Here is a 16,857-nt window from a genome sequence, read left to right on the forward strand (position 1 = left end):
TATAAAAAGTAATTCATTATTATTACTAGTGATAAAGTGAGAGTAGCTTTTATCGGAGCAGGTGCTATTGGTAGCCTATTTGGAGGACTTCTAAAAAGAGGAGATGTAGATATATTGCTCATTGGGAGGCAGGCCCATATGGACGCCATAAAGAAAAATGGCCTTTCTATTCTTGGAGTTGAAGAATTCAATGTTAGAATCGAAGCATCTTCAAATCCTCTTGATGCAAAGGATTCAGATCTGATTATTATCACAACTAAGGCATACGACACAAAAACAGCCTTGAAAGATATACTCCCAATTCTAAATGAAGATGTAAAGGTCATGTCACTTCAAAATGGCGCAGGAAATATTGAAGAGATTTCAAATTATGTTGAGAGTAAAAATATCCTGGGTGCCGTTACAAGCATGGGTGCTTTTCTTGAGGCACCTGCTAGACTTCAGTTTAGGGGAAAAGGAACCACCTTCATTGGATCACTTTCAGACGAAAACAAAAATGCAATGGGCGTTGTAAATCTATTCAATAAAGCTGGGATTAAAACAGAATATACAAAAAACATAAAGAGTGAGATATGGTCAAAAGTGATTATTAATTCGGCTATAAATCCATTAGCCTCAATACTTGATGGTGAGAATGGAATTCTACTTGACCAGAACCTAGTAGAGATAGTTAAAGAAATCACAAGAGAAGGAAAGACTATTTTAGAAAAGGATGGGATTAAAATACCTGATGATATTTTTGAAAAGACCATTGACGTAATCAAAAACACGTCTAAGAACATAAATTCTACTTTATCTGATTTAAGAAAGGGCAACAGAACTGAGATTGATTATATATCCGGTAAGATTATTGAAACTGGAGAAAGAGTCAACATACCTTCACCGTACAATAAAGCACTTCTAAACATGGTAAAATTTAAAGAAAACAAATTAATACAAAAATCCTCATAACTTATATAAATGATGGATTTTTATTATCATTATGAATAATTTATCCAAAGTTTTTGGAATAATTATCTTAGTCCTTGTTATCTCAGGAGCTTATCTATTTCTTACAGATTACTTCTCTCCTAAATGGTCTGTTAAGGAAGAGACATTTGTTGCGGCAGGGGACACGAAGATTTTCATTTTTGATCTAAAACCAGGAGAAGACCTTGAGATTGAATATAAGGCAAATTCCTTACTTGAAATAAGATTGGTCGACCAGCCAAACTATGAGCTAAGGCAGAACGATGGATTCTATAAGTATGAAGAGCTGCCAAGTCTTTCGACAGATGGAAAAATTTTTTGGGAAGCCCCCCACGGAGGGAAGTGGTACCTCATACTTTACAATAGGACTGACAGATATGCAGATATCAATCTTAATATAAGGATAGTTTCAAATTGATAAAGTCTAATCGAAAAGTATTTTAATATTCATTAAATAAAAAGTTAATAGGTGCTTTGATGGAAGATGACGTATCCCTCATAATGTCTAAATTGGTGGAAAAGGGTTATACGGAAGCTCAGATAAAAGAGAAGATTAGGGTAAAAAAAGAATCCTCAATGTTTAATCTTACAACTAAAGGGATTCTTTCTATAATCGCTTCTGAAGAAGGGATAACTCTGCCCGGTAAAGAAGATCTCAAGATAGAGTCTCTTAATGAAGGAATGAAAGACGTTAACGTCTTAGGGCGCGTTACAAGAAAGTACGCCCCAAAGGAATTTACTAGAGATGATGGATCTCAAGGAGTAGTCCTTAATATAGCGATTGCGGATAAGACTGGAGAGATTGCAGTTGTATTTTGGGATGAGAACGCCGTTAAATGTTCTGAGACAGTGAACAAAGGGGACGTCATAAAAGTAATAGCCGGCCAGGTCAAAGGCGGAATGAAGGGGCCCCAACTTTATATTTCTTCAAAGAGCAAGGTGATTGTTAATCCGGAAGGAGTTGACCAGTCGTCCTTGCCTGAGAGTTCCACATTAAAATCTTTAAAGTATGAAAGGGCAATGATTTCTGATTTAAATCCCGGTGACAAGTTCAAGGAAATAAGGGGAACAATTGCAAAGCTATATTCTGTATTCTTCTATGAGGGATGCCCAACTTGTTTTAGAAAAATGGATTCCGGCCAAAAGGGATTCTGCAAGCACTGCAAGCTAGAAGTGATACCTACAAAAGTTGCGATATTGGATCTTGGGATAGACGATTCAACAGGTTATATCAGGGCTTCATTTTTCAAGGACAAGGCAGAGAAGATATTGGGGGTAAGTGCTGACCACGTTCATGAAGGAATAAAAAGCTATCTTGAGAAAGGATTCAACTTCAGAAATGCCGGAGAGTCGTATCTATCTGACAATCATTCTAGCCTTTTAGGAAAAGAGATACTAATCACTGGAAATGTTGCAGAGAGTGAGTTTGTCGGAAGTGTATTCCAAGTTCACAATATTTTTGACATTGATTTAGAAGAAGAGATAGAGATGGTAATAGAGGCCATAGGTAAGGAGATGCAATGAAGTTAAATTACTCCATTGAAAAAGAAATACGTGAAATCAAGGGTGATGAAACATTAGTTTCTTTCTTAGGGGTAGTTGTTTCTATAGATCCCTCTACTTACATGCTTATACTTGATGATGGAACAGGCGCCATTAGTGTTTCATCTGATAATCTTTACGATATGGAACAAGTTCTAAGGGTCATAGGTAGCCCTTACAAAGAAGGCGGGCAGATAATTGTGGATTCAGAGGTAATCCAAGATTTTACTGATTTTAATCTTGAACTCTTCAAAAAAGTTCAAGAGATTGAGAAGGAGGTATACCAATGAAGAAAAGAATGCCTTCTTCGAGACTCTCACTTGCTGAAATCCATAAGGGTTACTTTGTAAAGCCAGAGGACGATTTTGCAACTAACTATGTTATTACTCAAGACGGGTTAAAAGTTTACAGACTAAAAGGCGTAGCGACTATAATGGCTGAACCAAGACTTTCTGAGGACGGAACTTATGGATCTGTTTTCCTTGACGATGGAACGCAGAGCATAGTTGCACTAGCATTTAGAGAAAACACAAAACTTCTAATGTCAATTAAGAAGGGAGACCTTGTCCAGTTCATGGCTAAGCTCAGCGAGTGGCAGGGTAAAAAGCAACTGAATCTTGAAGTCCTCTCAATAGCCCCTCCTAACATGCTGACACTCCACAGAGCTGAATCAGTCCTAACGACCTTAAGACAGAAAAAGCAGTTTAAGATTGCGCAGAAGATTTATGATGAAGAGAAGAATGTGAGAAAGGCAATGGACCGAGCAAAAAAAGAAGGAATAAATCCCGACTTAATAGATGCAATTGAAGAGCTAAACTACCTTATAGAGTATGCTGAGGAGAGCAGAATCTTTGATTCTGATTCTGCTCTTGAATCAAAGGTTATGGAAGCCATAGAAAAGCTTGACGAAGGCGAAGGCGTAGTTCTTGACCTTATTCTCTACGAGCTAAAGGATGACTACCTAGCAGACGATATTGACAATGCTGTAAGGGAGCTTCTTTCAAGAGGGGACCTCTATGAGCCCAAAGTGAACTACTTCAAGAAGGCTATCTAGGGAGAGATTTTTATTAGAAGGTATCAGATTGGAGTCATTGGTTCTGCGAGGGGCGACATAGGAAGCGATATCAGGGCAGCTGCAAGGGAACTTGGAAGAGTAATAGCAAAGACTAATCTTGTACTTTTTTCTGGTGCATGTCCTGGACTTCCTTTAGAAGCGACACTGGGCGCTAAAGAAGCGGGTGGAACAACAGTTGGAGTATCACCTGCTATTAACCTAAAAGAACATGTTGAAGATTATCAGTATCCTACTGATGTCTTTGATTCCCTTATATTCACTGGTTCTGGGTACAAAGGCAGGAATGTTACGCTTGTCAGAAGCTGTGATGCTGTTATTTCTGTTCAGGGAATGATTGGAACTCTAAATGAGCTTACAATAGCCTACGATGAACAGAAGATAGTTGGATTGTTACTTGGAACTGGCGGTGCTTCTGATCTATTCTCTGATGTATTAAAGAAGCTCGGTAAGTCAGATGAAAATATTATGGCTTCTGATGATCCCAACTTTTTAGTTGAAAGAATAATAAAAGCTTTAGATGTTCTTTAGTGCCAATAATTTATCGAGATATTCTTTTTTTAGCTCCATGCCAAAAACATCGCCGTTTCTGTGGTAGTCAGAGCCTGCTGTCGGGATGAGAGAGTACTTTTCTGCAAGTTTTTGGTATTCTGCTTCTTCTTCTTTACTGTGCTTGGAGTAGTAGACTTCAAGCCCTCCAAGACCGACGTCGGATAGATAAGCTACGAAGTTTTCAAGTTCTTCTCCTTCTAGAAAAGTATATTTCGGGTGGGCCAATACTGGAACACCTTTGTATTTCCTTATTAATTCAATGGCCTTCCTTATATCTGGTCTTTCCTTTGAAACATAACAGGGTTTATCGTTACCTATGTATTTTTCAAAGGCTTCTGCAAAAGTAGATACATATCCTTTTTTCACCATTAGGTCTGCTATGTGGGGTCGCCCAATGTTTCCCTCTGCACTTGCTTTTAGCTCTTCCATAGTAATCTCAAAGCCCATATTCCCGAGTTTTTTTAGCATCTTCTCGTTCCTATCCTCTCTGGAATTCTTTAGTTTGTTTACAAAGCTCTGGAATTTCAAATCTGTATAGTCTACAAAATAGCCCAGCATATGGACCTGTTTTTCATGTTTTGCACTTATTTCAAGAGCAGGTATTAGCATTACTCCTTTTTCATTTGCAGCCTTCATACCTTCAGGTATGCCATCAATCGTGTCATGATCTGCAATAGCTAGTGTATTTATTCCATTTTCTTTGGTTTTTGCTATCATCTCTGTTGGAGAAAGAAGTCCATCAGACGCTGTAGTATGAACGTGTAAATCTACTTTCATTGAAAACAAGAAATTGAATCAATTTAAATGACTTTCTGATTTCATAAAACAATAACAAATTTTTTAATTGAAAATGAATTAATTTTTAATAAGGTGATTAGATTAACTATATTTTACCTCCGATGGCCATTATTATTGGATTATTGGTGGGAGTAACAATTGTTAAATATCTAACAGTTCATCAGAGTAAGATTAGAATTTATTTAACCTTGTTAATAATTGAATTTTTTATTTTCATTCCTCTTCTGTATACCTATAGAGATGGGATAGGGATTATCATTCTTGCTTTTCTAATAGCTATTGTAGCTGGTTATTATATTATGACCTATAAATTACTATCAACTAAAGATAAAAGATATGTTCCAAAACTCACTAGGAAAAAAGGCGATTTTGGTAATGGGAATACTGCAGTTATTTATTTTACCCATGGTGAGCCAGAAGACTATAATCCAATAGGATGGATAAATCAGTTTAGAGAGTTTGATGAGCAGAAGATTAAGTTTATCCCATTTTTAGTTAGGCCAATCTTTCTCTATATGTTGAGGAAAAAGTATATCCATGTTGGTTTTAGCAAACATAAGAAAATGCATGAAAGGATGATGAAATCTTTAGAAGAAAGATTTAGAAAAGAAGGAGACCTATCCACTAAGTTCTATCTTTCATTCTTAGAAGATGAGCCAAGGCCTGATGCTGCAGCCATCACAGCATTAAATGAGGGAGCAAGCAGAATAATTGTTAGTGAAGTTTTCTTGACTATTTCAAATCATACTGCCGAAGGTAAGGAGTTAATTGAAAAAATTGATTTCGACGATTATGGAGTTTCAATAGACTATACTGGCCCTCTATGGGATTCAAAGACTTTGCAGAGCATGTTTATCGAAAGAGTAAACAAGAACCTAGGAAAGGCAGATAAGAAAAAAGTTGGAGTTTTACTTGTTGGACATGGGCAGCCAAAAGAGTGGGACATGGAATGGCCAACGGAAACAGAGCACGAGATTAAATTTAGAAAAGATGTTCTGGAGATTTTTGTTAAAGACGGATACGATTCTAAGAATTTAGATCTTGCATGGATGGAGTTTAGAGAACCTTGCACCTCAGAAGCTATCCAGAAATTAATTCAAAATGGTGTAGAGAAGATATTTTATTTCTCTGCTGCAATTAGTGCTGATAGCATTCACAGCATGTGTGATTTGCCTGAGCTTGTTTCTAAGTGTGAAATGCCTAATTGCATTGAAGTTATTAATCTCGGGGCATGGAATGATGATCCAATTGTAATCGATGCGATTAAAGAGAAGATTGATAGAGTCAAGTTTGCCTTATAATTTTACTAATGTTATAACCGGTTGTAATATAACATTAAAATCAACAAAATGGTTTATCTAAGAAAGAAGTTATAATATAAAAAATAAAATAAGTTTGTTTTTCATGATTTTATTTTAGCAGCATTTAATAGTAGTCCAATATTGAATTGATCTTATAACAAAACTAAATTCATCAATTTTTTTTATCACTTATACGTATGATATTTTCGCTGATTTCTGTACATAGAGTATTAGGAACCACCTTAACTGTGATTTTAATGTTATAGTCTCCAGAATTTGCATCCAACGCTTTTAATTCCATATACCAATCTGTATAATCCTTTGCATATACTGTTTTCTCGCTGCCTTCTATAGACTTAGCATAGTATTCTGAAACAGGAGACATATTAGCATCCACTTCCCTGATGAAAATGTTCTTTCCATCAATCACTTTTACTATTGGTTTAAGCTTAATTTCTTTTTCGGAATTGTTGGTGATTATTATCTTGTAGATTGCATAGTTTGAACCATCATTAAATATAGCATTTGGTAAAATATCTAAAGGATGTCTCATGATCCAAACATCAGTAACTCTGACATCCTCACACTTAAACGAAGGAAAAGGAAAAAGTCCGGCGCAGCCACTAGAAAAAATAGTAAATATTAGCAACAAGAATATGCTAAGATTCAGAATTTTTTTCATATAATATACTTTGACTTAATCCTATTTAACTCTAACTTTTACGTTATTAGGTTAATTATACTCTATAGGGTAAAATAACTTAGTAAAATTATAAAATAGTAAATATATCGATGAGAAGGTATATATAGTAAAAAATAGATAATAACACTATTGGACAAAGTGGCTAAATGGAGAATATTACGACTGAAGAATCAAAAAAGATAAGTATATCTAATTTGTTTATTAAACTAAATACTACAGATAAAGGTCTTAGTAGTAATGAATCGAAAAAAAGGATCGAAGAATTTGGATTCAATGAAATATTAGAGAAAAAAGTCAATCCACTAATCAAATTTCTAGGTTATTTCTGGGGCCCCATACCCTGGATGATAGAGGCGGCTATTGTTATATCCGCCGTAATACAAAGATGGGACGATTTTTTTATTATATTAACCCTTCTTTCTATGAACGCAGTAGTTGGTTTCTGGCAGGAGCACAAGGCAGACAATGCGATTGAGCTATTAAAAAAGAAATTATCTCCAAATGCAAAAGTAAAAAGAGACTTAAAATGGATTGAAATACCTTCAAGAGAATTAGTTCCTGGAGATATTGTAAGGGTAAGACTAGGAGATATTGTTCCTGCGGATTTAAAACTACTTGAAGGAGATTATTTACAGATTGACGAATCTGCCTTAACGGGTGAGTCGCTTCCTGTAGAAAAACATGTTTCAGATGTTGCATATAATGGCTCTATTGTCAAACAAGGGGAAATGGACGCTTTAGTTGTTACTACTGGGATGAACACCTATTTTGGTAAAACTACAAAACTTGTTGAAGAGGCACAAACAAGAAGCCATTTTCAAAAGGCAGTTACAAAAATTGGAGATTATTTAATAATGCTTGCAATAGGATTAGTTACACTAATCTTTTTGGTAGCCCTTTTTAGACACGAGAGCATGTTAGAGGCATTACAATTTGCTTTAGTTCTTACAGTAGCAGCTATACCGGCAGCGTTACCTGCTGTTTTATCAGTTACAATGGCTGTAGGGGCCATGTCTTTATCTAAAAAAGAAGCAATTGTCAGCAAACTTGCAGCAATAGAAGAAATGGCTGGCATGGATGTGTTGTGTTCTGATAAAACAGGAACAATAACAAAAAATGAACTTTCTATTGGAGATATTAAAGCTTTTTCTCCATATAGTGATAAAGATACTTTACTATTTGCAAGTTTGGCCTCTAGAGAAGAGGATAAAGATCCAATTGATAGTGCTATAATAGAAAAAGCAAAATCATATGGCCTAGATAAAGATTTACAAAAATATAAAATTATAAATTTTAAGCCATTTGACCCAGTTTCAAAGAGAACTGAGGCCACTCTTGAAATTAATCACTCAAAGATAAAAGTTTCAAAGGGTGCACCTCAAGTAATTCTGTCCCTAATTAAGAACTCAAAACTAGATAAAAAAATAAATGAATTAATTGATTACTTTGCTTCCGAAGGTTTTAGAGCACTAGGAGTTGCAAAAAAGGGTGGCGATAGCTGGGAATTAGTAGGATTATTTGGATTATATGATCCCCCCAGGGAAGATTCAGCGATGACGATAAAAACTGCTCAAGATATGGGCGTAAATGTAAAAATGGTTACGGGTGACCACACTGCTATAGCCAAACAAATTGCTAAACTAGTAAACTTGGGACAGCAAATAGCAAATGCATCTAGTTTCTTAGACGTGCATGGCAGTGAAGCAAGAACTATTGTAGAAAATGCAGAAGGTTTTGCTGAGGTTTTTCCTGAACACAAATATAAAATAGTAGAATTATTGCAGGAAAAAGACCACATTGTAGGAATGACAGGAGATGGTGTAAACGATGCGCCTGCTTTGAAAAAGGCAGATGTGGGAATTGCAGTTGCAGGTGCTACAGACGCTGCAAAATCCGCCGCAGATATTGTTCTAACACAACCAGGCCTTTCCGTGATTATAGACGCAATAAAAGAAAGTCGTAGAATATTTCAGCGAATGACAAATTACTCGATTTATAGAATTACAGAAACTATTAGAGTATTACTTTTTATAACTGCTTCAATAATAGTATTTAAATTTTATCCAGTGACGGCATTGATGATAGTCTTATTGGCCATTCTAAACGATTTACCTATAATTACGATAGCTTATGACAATGTAAAATACTCTAATGAACCAGAAAAATGGAATATGCGAACAGTGTTAGGGATAGCAACTATGCTTGGAATAATTGGAGTATTCTCATCATTTGGATTATTATATATTGGCAAAGAATATTTGCATTTAAGCAATGAAATTCTTCAGTCCTTTATTTATCTTAAACTATCTGTAGCAGGACACCTAACGGTATTTATAGCAAGGACAAAAGGATATTTTTGGAGTATAAAACCTGCAAAGCCTTTATTCTTTGCCATAATAGGAACACAAACAATTGCAACATTAATAGTAGTCTATGGATTCCTATTGCCAGCTATGGGCTGGAAATTAGCGGGATTAGTTTGGGGTTATGCATTAATAAGTTTCTTTGTAACAGACATGCTAAAAACTCAAGTGTATAAAATATTGGATCATAAGAATATCTTATTTAAGAGATAATCTCTTTATTTTTTAATAATAAAATGCAAATAAACAGATTACAATTCGATTATTGAATTTATTTAAAAAATGGCTTTATTATCCTACCTGTTATTCTTCTGTATATCACTTCTATAGAGAATGCAGAAATAATCATTACTAGTACTATGATTATGTCTTTCCATGAAGTGGCAGCTCTTTCCCATATTAGTGCTAGTAATGCAAAAATACATACAATAGTGCCAAGAATTGAAATTAATTTTTTACTTTTAGTACTTTTATGAAGGATTGAATTAGAAGCATTAACTGCGGTGAAGATTATTAAAAAACCTGTGCTGCCCATTACTGAAATACTTGATAGATTGAATAAATTTACGATTATAAGCGCCACAACTGCTGTAATAATCAATCCTTCAAGGGGGCGATTCCAAACTTTTTTTTCTAAAGTTGATGGCAACTCCCCATCCTTAGCAATAATATAACTCACTCTAGCTGTACCATATAAGGTGGCATTTATTGCTGAACTCGTAGAAAGAAGTGCAGCAATAGCTATCATAACGAATCCAAGATTTCCTAGAAAAGGTTTAGCACTTTCTGCTAACGCATAATCTTTCGCGTTTATTATGTCAGTTATAGATAAATTACCCACTGTTACTATTGAAATTAATACATACAATATTATAACAAAAATGACTGAGGTATAATATGCACGAGGTAGGGACTTCTTAGGATTTTTGACATCGCAAGCTGTATTTGCTATAAGCTCAAAACCTTCGTATGCAAGAAAAATAATCATTCCTCCCGCAATTAGTTGTGGAATACTACTCCAAGTAGATGTTTGTAATCTTTGAGGATTAATACTCCAAAAACCAACGATTATGAAAAAGGACAATATCGCAATTTTTAGACCAACTATATATTCTTCAGTTTTTCCAACAAAATTTGCACCCATTCCGTTAATTAATGTAAATACTATTATTACGCCACTCATTAAAATGTGTTTATAATAAGGTTGCAGTTCAATAGGGAAAAAATTTGCACCATAACTGCCGAAAGCATAGGCATACAATGAAAGCATTACTATGTAACTTATCCAAAGAAGTATATTTAATCCACCTGTTAATAAACCTGGTCCAAATCCTTGATTCAGAAATTCTACTGTCCCACCTTGGCTTGGGTAGGTTACTGATAATTTTGCATAGGAATAGGAAGTAATTAGAGCTACTATTCCTGCAATTGAGAAAGCTAGGGAAGTTCCACCACGACTTAATTCTACCGCTAGTCCAAGAACTGCAAAAATCCCTCCTCCGACCATTCCACCTATCCCAATAGCAACAACAGAAAAAAATCCCATGGGCCTTTTATTATTCATTAATTTCTAAATATGATGTTCAGGTATTTAAATTGCTTATACACTATATTAATCTAGAAATAGACAATTCATAGTTTATTAAGTTAAACTTTATAATTTTCTAGAAAATAACAAGCCCCAATAATAATACAACAATCCCAACCATTATGCCTCTGTAAATCCCTATAATGTATTTTCTACCCTCAGCATCAGTTTTACTCTTCAAAAGTTTATACACAAAATAAATAATGTTTGCATCTATAATCGCCATTGCCAATAAATAGATATTCCCCAGATTCCCGAATATCAAAGGGAAAAAACTGACCAATATTACTAGGCCAAACAATAAACTTGATACTTTTAGTGCAACTTTTCTCCCCCACACTATTGCAATTGATTTTGAGTTCTGAAGTTTATCGCCTTCTAAATCCATCGCGTCAGCAGATATCTCCTCTCCCAGATCGACTAAGAAAGCCATTAGCCCAAAAGACCATACAGTAACATTCCAAGGATTACCAACTGCTATTCCCCCAATAATAAATGTGATTGCAACTGAAGATGCAACCATTATATTCCCCAATAAACCTGTTCTCTTTAGTTTCCAGTTATATAGAACGCCAATAATCCAAAAAATGATGCCGATAATCAAGACAGACATCCCTAGAACAAAAGCAGAATAGAGGCCAAGCAATGTTGTAAATACTGTCAAATAAATTATCTCTGATTTTGAAACCATTCCCGAAGGAAGTGGCCTATTTGGGGCATTTATCCTATCACTTTCAAGATCAAAATAATCATTTAATACTAGTGCAGAAGCAGAGATAAAGAATCCACAACTAAACCCTGCTATTATCTGCCCTAAACTAGGAATCCCCGAAAGGGCCAGTATCTCCCCAGCAACTACACATATAGCTGCCGCAAAGGAAAGATCCAGCCTAATTAATTGAGAAATACCTTTAAGTTTATTTCCTACTTGCATTAAACTAATTGATATAAAATTATTTTATATTTTTATCTAATACTAGAAAATAGTCGAAACTCTTTTATTGTTAATAAATATTAATTCAGATATGAAAACAAGAATGTTTGTTATCGCCGATACCTCATCATTAACCCCTCAAACTGTAATCAACTATATTGTAAGCCTTGGGAAGACCCTTAATATCAAGGACACATGTTATGGTATTATGGTAGAAGGAGACGATGACGTTGTTGAGAACGTCACATTAAAGATACGGGAAAAATTTGATGGCGATATTTTCTCAAAACACAGGGCTTACCCAATAGGCGATGAAAGAAGGTGCAGAGCAACAAGAGGTGGCGGAGCAAGACCAGGGTATTATTTCTTATTAGAAGAGTATAAACTATTACCACTTATCTCTAAAGTCCTAAAAGAGGGAAGATTTAAAACTCTGGAGAAAAAGAAGGAAAAACCTGTCGATGTGGATATTCTAAAGAAGGCCATTAAGGAAAAGGTGTAAACATGAAAATATTCATTTATCCCCCAAATAGCATGATATTGCAAGACCTAGTTGAAAGATTTGGGCATACCCCACTTGCACTTGCAAAGGAGATTGATAGGAGAGTAAACGATCCAGAACTCGACTCTCCCCCTATGAACATAACTGAAATTGATGTAAAAGTTGGATTAAAGTATGCGGCTATAGAAGTTCCCTCTGGTGTCAGAGGAAGACTTGCACTTTTTGGGCCATTGATTGATGAGGCAGAGGCCGCAATAATTGTCAATGACTTTCCATCAACATTTGGATGTATGGCTTGCGCCAGAACAAATGAGCTTACTATTTATCTGATTAAACAAAAAAGAGTTCCAACTTTGGAACTTGATTACCCAACAAACGAAGAAGAAGTGGAAGATTTTGTTGCAAGGATTAAAAGTTTCTTGGAGGGCCTAAAATGATTAAGATAGCTCAGCTTTCATGTGGTAATGATTACAGCGGAATTCAAAAAGAGATTGAAAAGGCAGCAGAAACAGTTGGTGCCAAAATAGTATTCCCTGATGTTGATATTGAATTTGATGAAGCAGTTGAAGAATTTGGATTTAATCCAGTAAGTCCGGGATTAAAACTAATGATAGCAAGAGCCAAAGCTTTAGCAGACAAAACATTTGAAGCAGATGCTGTATTGATAGCCACATGCTTTAGATGTGCAGAAGGTGCTTTAATCAGAAATGAGATAAGGAGATACCTCCAGAAGCACACAAAATTACCTGTCGTCATGTATTCATTTACTGAAAACACTAAGGCAAGCGTTCTTCTAATAAGAATGGAAGCGCTCGTTACAATAGTTAAAAGGAAGGATCTTTTAGGAAGAGAGCGGCAAGTAGGCATTACAATGGGCATTGACTCAGGCTCAGCTACAACAAAAGCAGTCATAATGCAGGACAATGAGATTATAGCAAAATACTGGCACCCCACCGCAGCAGTAATTGAGTCAGCCGAAAAGGTGGTAAATGAGGCCCTCAAGGAAGCCAAAATGGACCTTAAAGATATCGAGTCAATCGGGACAACAGGCTACGGGAGATACATACTTGGGGAGCATTACAAAGCTAAACTTGTCCAAGAAGAAGTGACTGTAAACTCTAAAGGGGCAGTTTTCCTTGCAAATAAGCAAAAAGGAGAAGCTACAATACTGGATATAGGTGGTATGGATAACAAAGCAGTAACTGTTATGGACGGCATACCAGATAGCTTTACAATGGGTGGAATATGTGCAGGCGCATCGGGTAGATTCTTAGAGACAGCAGCAAAGAGGCTTGGCATTGAAATTGCCGAGTTTGGAGAACTTGCTGCAAAAGGAGATTTACACAAGGTTCCAATGAACAGCTACTGTACCGTCTTTGGTATTCAGGGATTAGTTTCTACACTAGCTGAAGGGTACAGTAAAGAAGACGTTGCAGCAGCAGCATGCAGAAGCGTTGCTGAGCAGATTTACCAGCAGCAGCTTCAAGAAATAGATGTTAGATTCCCAGTCATTCAAGTCGGTGGTACTTCACTTCTAAAAGGATTGGTAAGGGCCGTAGGAGACATCCTAAAGACAGAACCTTTAGTCCCACAAAACTCTCAGTACATAGGCGCAGTTGGAGGGGCCTTGCTCTGCTCCGGATTTATCTAAAGGGGATTAGATAATGGAAATCATTGTTGAAGGTCTTCCAGAGAAGGAATCTCAAGGGTATGTCATTTTAATAAATGATATAATGAGGGAGTTTGAGATAAGGAGAAGCATAGAAAAGGTATACTTCTACGGAGACACAGAGAACTTTGTTTTTATAACATCCATTAGGATAAAAAAAGTCCTTGAGCCTTTGAGGATAGAAGATGTTGCCATCTACAATCAAGATAAACAATTACTATCCGTAGAGGATGAGTTCTATGTCCCAAAGATATTGTCACTATTATGGTCAATTACAAAAGAAGGTGTTGAGCAGGAAGACAGGACTGAGGTTAAGATACCTGTAGAAATATTCAATAAAATAAAAACTGAAGTTGTATACTACCCAACAGAGGATTTGAAGAAAAATGTCCAGGAAGCAATTAACAGGGTCTTACCTGAGGCTGCAAGGATAAAATACATCCTCTCTGCAGAGAAAACAATCACTGTGGCATCGAGTGAAAATGCACTTTCAGAAGAGAGCAAAAAGCTTGCTCAAAAGTATCACGAGAGGGATTAGGTGAAATAGATGTTTAAGATGGCACTATTTGAAGGTGGGCTACACAGGGCAGATGAGCTAGAAGATCTAGTAGATGACCTTGGAGGATTTCTAATCCAGAAGAACGTTACTCAGATTGATATTACCCTTATCATTGCTGTACCTGGAGAAGATTACGAACTTATCGTAAAAAAAGCAAAGGAGCTTAGGGGAAAAATTGTCGAAGTTCCACTTGCAGGTTCAGAAATCACAATAGTTGCACCTTCGCTTGGAAAGCATCACCTGCCTCACCCAGTATGTGATATCTCAGAATACATAAGAAGAAACGGGGCAGTAACAAACGTCATGGGCCTTGCAAGAGGCGTAGGCCAGAGGATAAATCAGATAACTGCAAGTGAAAAAGGCATGATAGAAGAGGCAGATGTTGCCGTCTATTCTTTAGGAAACTTCAGCAGATGTCTTAGAAAAAAGACTCACCTTTTTAATGATATCGACATACCTGTCGTAGTTCTCGGTGGCCCAGAGCAGTTCAATATAGAAGGGCTTGACTACTATGTTGGTGGAATTGGTAGAAGGAGCCAGAGATTGAGGCAGAAGTTTGACCTTGATATATTCGATAAAATGGTAGCCGAGATATCAAAAGCTGTTGAAAAAAGGAGAAGGGAAATAGAAGAAGATCCCTTGATTTTAGAGCCGATATACCTTAAAAAAATCCTTGAAGAAAATGTCGAAGGAATTGACAAGATTATCTCTCCAATTCCAATAGTTTTGAACGTAGATGGAGTCAAGGTAAAAATGCCAGTGGCACAGTTTAAGGAAAAGATAAAGAACGTCGAATTTGACGGCAGGAAGATAGAAGAATACTGCAATATCTACCAGTCGCCTTACAGCGGCTTTACAATACTAAAGATTTATACAAAATCCTATTTTGATTCTCAAAAAGAACAATCTTAATTATTTCCACTTTTTCTTAAGGTAGTAAAAATAACCTAAAATCAAAGGTGTTCCAAAGGCGCCATATACAAACAGATTCATAACTCTTGATGGCAATAGTCCAACTATACTTTCAAAGATCATCATCAGTGTAAAAATAGCTATCGAAAATAAAACAAATCTTTTTTCTGGAGTAAATAAAACTCCAAGAGTTTTCATTATTAGGAACATCCCGATTATACATGACACCATAGTTGCAAAGGCTGCACCGTTGATGTCGTATCTTGGTATAAGGACATAATTTAGTGCCACATTTATCGCTGCTATAAGAACTGTTATCTTCATAGGCGTCCATTGCTTACCCATAGCTTGGAGGGATGTTGAGGCTATATAGAAAATTGAATAGAAAAGCATTCCAATTGCTAAGAGCTTTAATACCCATCCCCCTTGTTGCACTCCAAAGAGGAAGTATATTATAGGATTTGAAAAGGCAAAGAGGGAAAGTGCAACTGGAAGCGTAATATTAAAGGAGGCTTTGAGTGAGACTAAAATGCTTCTGAGCCCTTCTTTTTCTACCGATTTCAACTTTGATAGCTCTGGCAATAGGACAGCAGATAGGGCAATTGCAAAAGATGGTATAATGCCTGCAGTTGGGGAGGCCATACCATATATCCCAACTATCTCTGGGCCAAAGAAGTGGGCCAGTATGTAGATATCTGCATTGAAGAGTAAGACAAGACTCAAAGAAAATATTGAAACAGGGATTGCAAATGCAAATATCTTCTTAAACTCCTTGTAATTTTCACTTTTAAATTTCAGCTTGACGCCACTCTTTAAAATTAGAAAAAAGGATACAACTATACCAACTACATAGCCCCCTACAAGGGCCGCAGAAGCACCTGAAACCCTAAAAATATAGGAAAGCGGGATTGAAAGTAAGAAGTAGGATAGTGAAAGGGCAAAGATTGAGATTGCCATATAATTTACTTTTTTGGTACCTAGCAAGATCCCCGTAAAGACTGAGAACAATACCCCAAGAGGTATTACGAGAAGGATTATCTTTAAGGGGGTGTCAATTCCGTTTCTTATCTCAGTAGAGTAAAAGCTCATTATTACAGGTAGCAAAGCAAAGAGGGTAACAAAAAGAATAATCCCTATTGGAACAAAAAATAGGGAAGAGGATATCTTATCTTTTCTATCTTCGGAATCATATATAGATGTGAATCTTGAAACAGAAGGCGCAATGCCAAAAGATGAAAGAACAAGTATAAGTGATTGAAATGGCATAATCGCCGAAAGGAGACCATACTCAGTTAGAAGAAGAATGTTTGCCGTGAAAAGAGTGAAGAGGTAATTTGCAACTCTCGAGAATGAATTTGCTATGAGAAGCATCAGTGATTTCTTAATCATTAAA

Annotated in this window: 18 protein-coding genes; 13 read left to right on the forward strand and 5 right to left on the reverse strand. The window is 36.2% G+C overall.

What is annotated here, in order from left to right; genetic code table 11:
- Positions 1-36 precede the first annotated feature (36 nt).
- The 6 genes from HPY60_02715 to HPY60_02740 are packed head-to-tail and all read left to right on the forward strand — an operon-like array spanning position 37 to position 4,114.
- Entirely contained in the window at positions 37-951 is a 915-nt protein-coding gene (locus HPY60_02715) for a 2-dehydropantoate 2-reductase (GenBank protein NPV50096.1), read from the forward strand.
- A 31-nt stretch (positions 952-982) separates the two neighbouring features.
- On the forward strand, positions 983-1,387 hold the full coding sequence (locus HPY60_02720) for a hypothetical protein (GenBank protein NPV50097.1): 405 nt from the start codon (positions 983-985) through the stop codon (positions 1,385-1,387).
- Between the two features lie 59 nt (positions 1,388-1,446).
- Positions 1,447-2,493 carry a hypothetical protein gene (locus HPY60_02725; GenBank protein NPV50098.1) on the forward strand — a complete coding sequence of 349 codons (1,047 nt, stop codon included), beginning with the start codon at positions 1,447-1,449 and terminating at the stop codon, positions 2,491-2,493.
- Positions 2,490-2,801, forward strand: coding sequence for a replication protein RepA (locus HPY60_02730; GenBank protein ID NPV50099.1), 312 nt, complete (start codon positions 2,490-2,492; stop codon positions 2,799-2,801). The genes HPY60_02725 and HPY60_02730 overlap by 4 nt, the downstream gene beginning before the upstream one ends.
- An 8-nt stretch (positions 2,802-2,809) precedes the next feature.
- Positions 2,810-3,565, forward strand: coding sequence for a hypothetical protein (locus HPY60_02735; protein NPV50100.1), 756 nt, complete (start codon positions 2,810-2,812; stop codon positions 3,563-3,565).
- A 6-nt stretch (positions 3,566-3,571) separates the two neighbouring features.
- Positions 3,572-4,114 carry an LOG family protein gene (locus HPY60_02740; protein ID NPV50101.1) on the forward strand — a complete coding sequence of 181 codons (543 nt, stop codon included), beginning with the start codon at positions 3,572-3,574 and terminating at the stop codon, positions 4,112-4,114.
- On the opposite strand, the gene HPY60_02745 is transcribed toward HPY60_02740, so the two are convergent.
- The gene (locus HPY60_02745; GenBank protein ID NPV50102.1) at positions 4,100-4,912 is read right to left on the reverse strand and encodes a PHP domain-containing protein; all 813 of its coding nucleotides are present in this window, start codon (positions 4,910-4,912) and stop codon (positions 4,100-4,102) included. The two genes, HPY60_02740 and HPY60_02745, sit on opposite strands and share 15 nt — an antisense overlap.
- Positions 4,913-5,034: 122 nt before the next feature.
- On the opposite strand from HPY60_02745, the gene HPY60_02750 reads away from it, so the two are divergent.
- On the forward strand, positions 5,035-6,234 hold the full coding sequence (locus tag HPY60_02750) for a hypothetical protein (protein ID NPV50103.1): 1,200 nt from the start codon (positions 5,035-5,037) through the stop codon (positions 6,232-6,234).
- Between the two features lie 172 nt (positions 6,235-6,406).
- Here the strand turns inward: HPY60_02750 and HPY60_02755 are convergent, their stop codons facing one another.
- Positions 6,407-6,916 carry a hypothetical protein gene (locus HPY60_02755; GenBank protein NPV50104.1) on the reverse strand — a complete coding sequence of 170 codons (510 nt, stop codon included), beginning with the start codon at positions 6,914-6,916 and terminating at the stop codon, positions 6,407-6,409.
- 167 nt (positions 6,917-7,083) lie between these two features.
- On the opposite strand from HPY60_02755, the gene HPY60_02760 reads away from it, so the two are divergent.
- Positions 7,084-9,513 (forward strand): plasma-membrane proton-efflux P-type ATPase, encoded by a 2,430-nt coding sequence (locus tag HPY60_02760; protein NPV50105.1) that lies wholly within the window; start codon positions 7,084-7,086, stop codon positions 9,511-9,513.
- A 58-nt stretch (positions 9,514-9,571) separates the two neighbouring features.
- Here the strand turns inward: HPY60_02760 and HPY60_02765 are convergent, their stop codons facing one another.
- Both HPY60_02765 and HPY60_02770 read right to left on the reverse strand, forming a co-directional pair.
- Entirely contained in the window at positions 9,572-10,864 is a 1,293-nt protein-coding gene (locus HPY60_02765) for an APC family permease (GenBank protein ID NPV50106.1), read from the reverse strand.
- Positions 10,865-10,964: 100 nt separating this feature from the next.
- Entirely contained in the window at positions 10,965-11,822 is an 858-nt protein-coding gene (locus HPY60_02770) for a UbiA family prenyltransferase (GenBank protein ID NPV50107.1), read from the reverse strand.
- Positions 11,823-11,913: 91 nt separating this feature from the next.
- Here HPY60_02770 and HPY60_02775 point away from each other — a divergent pair, with 91 nt between their 5' ends.
- From HPY60_02775 to HPY60_02795, 5 genes are read left to right on the forward strand one after another with little or no spacing between them, the layout of a single operon-like run.
- Complete coding sequence (locus HPY60_02775; GenBank protein NPV50108.1) at positions 11,914-12,324, forward strand: methanogenesis marker 6 protein; 411 nt, start codon at positions 11,914-11,916, stop codon at positions 12,322-12,324.
- A gap of 2 nt (positions 12,325-12,326) precedes the next feature.
- Positions 12,327-12,761: a methanogenesis marker 5 protein gene (locus HPY60_02780; protein ID NPV50109.1), complete on the forward strand. Its 435-nt coding sequence runs from the start codon at positions 12,327-12,329 to the stop codon at positions 12,759-12,761.
- A complete protein-coding gene (locus HPY60_02785) occupies positions 12,758-13,975 on the forward strand; it encodes a methanogenesis marker 15 protein (GenBank protein NPV50110.1) in 1,218 nt (405 codons plus the stop codon). Before HPY60_02780 ends, HPY60_02785 begins: the two co-directional genes overlap by 4 nt.
- 13 nt (positions 13,976-13,988) lie before the next feature.
- Complete coding sequence (locus HPY60_02790; protein ID NPV50111.1) at positions 13,989-14,531, forward strand: methanogenesis marker 17 protein; 543 nt, start codon at positions 13,989-13,991, stop codon at positions 14,529-14,531.
- A 9-nt stretch (positions 14,532-14,540) separates the two neighbouring features.
- Entirely contained in the window at positions 14,541-15,464 is a 924-nt protein-coding gene (locus HPY60_02795; GenBank protein ID NPV50112.1) for a methanogenesis marker 7 protein, read from the forward strand.
- On the opposite strand, the gene HPY60_02800 is transcribed toward HPY60_02795, so the two are convergent.
- Positions 15,465-16,853, reverse strand: coding sequence for a flippase (locus HPY60_02800; GenBank protein NPV50113.1), 1,389 nt, complete (start codon positions 16,851-16,853; stop codon positions 15,465-15,467). It abuts the gene before it with no gap.
- Positions 16,854-16,857 lie beyond the last annotated feature (4 nt).

Source organism: Methanofastidiosum sp., from assembly GCA_013178285.1.
GTDB lineage: Archaea > Methanobacteriota_B > Thermococci > Methanofastidiosales > Methanofastidiosaceae > Methanofastidiosum.

What these genes read in the sequence shown, in the direction of transcription:
- HPY60_02780 (NPV50109.1), top strand. Translation starts at nt 12,327, where the DNA reads ATGAAAATATTCATTTATCCCCCAAATAGCATGATATTGCAAGACCTA.
- HPY60_02775 (NPV50108.1), top strand. Translation starts at nt 11,914, where the DNA reads ATGAAAACAAGAATGTTTGTTATCGCCGATACCTCATCATTAACCCCT.
- HPY60_02720 (NPV50097.1), top strand. Translation starts at nt 983, where the DNA reads ATGAATAATTTATCCAAAGTTTTTGGAATAATTATCTTAGTCCTTGTT.
- HPY60_02745 (NPV50102.1), bottom strand. Translation starts at nt 4,912, where the DNA reads ATGAAAGTAGATTTACACGTTCATACTACAGCGTCTGATGGACTTCTT.
- HPY60_02730 (NPV50099.1), top strand. Translation starts at nt 2,490, where the DNA reads ATGAAGTTAAATTACTCCATTGAAAAAGAAATACGTGAAATCAAGGGT.
- HPY60_02760 (NPV50105.1), top strand. Translation starts at nt 7,084, where the DNA reads ATGGAGAATATTACGACTGAAGAATCAAAAAAGATAAGTATATCTAAT.
- HPY60_02725 (NPV50098.1), top strand. Translation starts at nt 1,447, where the DNA reads ATGGAAGATGACGTATCCCTCATAATGTCTAAATTGGTGGAAAAGGGT.
- HPY60_02770 (NPV50107.1), bottom strand. Translation starts at nt 11,822, where the DNA reads ATGCAAGTAGGAAATAAACTTAAAGGTATTTCTCAATTAATTAGGCTG.
- HPY60_02750 (NPV50103.1), top strand. Translation starts at nt 5,035, where the DNA reads ATGGCCATTATTATTGGATTATTGGTGGGAGTAACAATTGTTAAATAT.
- HPY60_02800 (NPV50113.1), bottom strand. Translation starts at nt 16,853, where the DNA reads ATGATTAAGAAATCACTGATGCTTCTCATAGCAAATTCATTCTCGAGA.
- HPY60_02735 (NPV50100.1), top strand. Translation starts at nt 2,810, where the DNA reads ATGCCTTCTTCGAGACTCTCACTTGCTGAAATCCATAAGGGTTACTTT.
- HPY60_02790 (NPV50111.1), top strand. Translation starts at nt 13,989, where the DNA reads ATGGAAATCATTGTTGAAGGTCTTCCAGAGAAGGAATCTCAAGGGTAT.
- HPY60_02765 (NPV50106.1), bottom strand. Translation starts at nt 10,864, where the DNA reads ATGAATAATAAAAGGCCCATGGGATTTTTTTCTGTTGTTGCTATTGGG.
- HPY60_02795 (NPV50112.1), top strand. Translation starts at nt 14,541, where the DNA reads ATGTTTAAGATGGCACTATTTGAAGGTGGGCTACACAGGGCAGATGAG.
- HPY60_02785 (NPV50110.1), top strand. Translation starts at nt 12,758, where the DNA reads ATGATTAAGATAGCTCAGCTTTCATGTGGTAATGATTACAGCGGAATT.
- HPY60_02755 (NPV50104.1), bottom strand. Translation starts at nt 6,916, where the DNA reads ATGAAAAAAATTCTGAATCTTAGCATATTCTTGTTGCTAATATTTACT.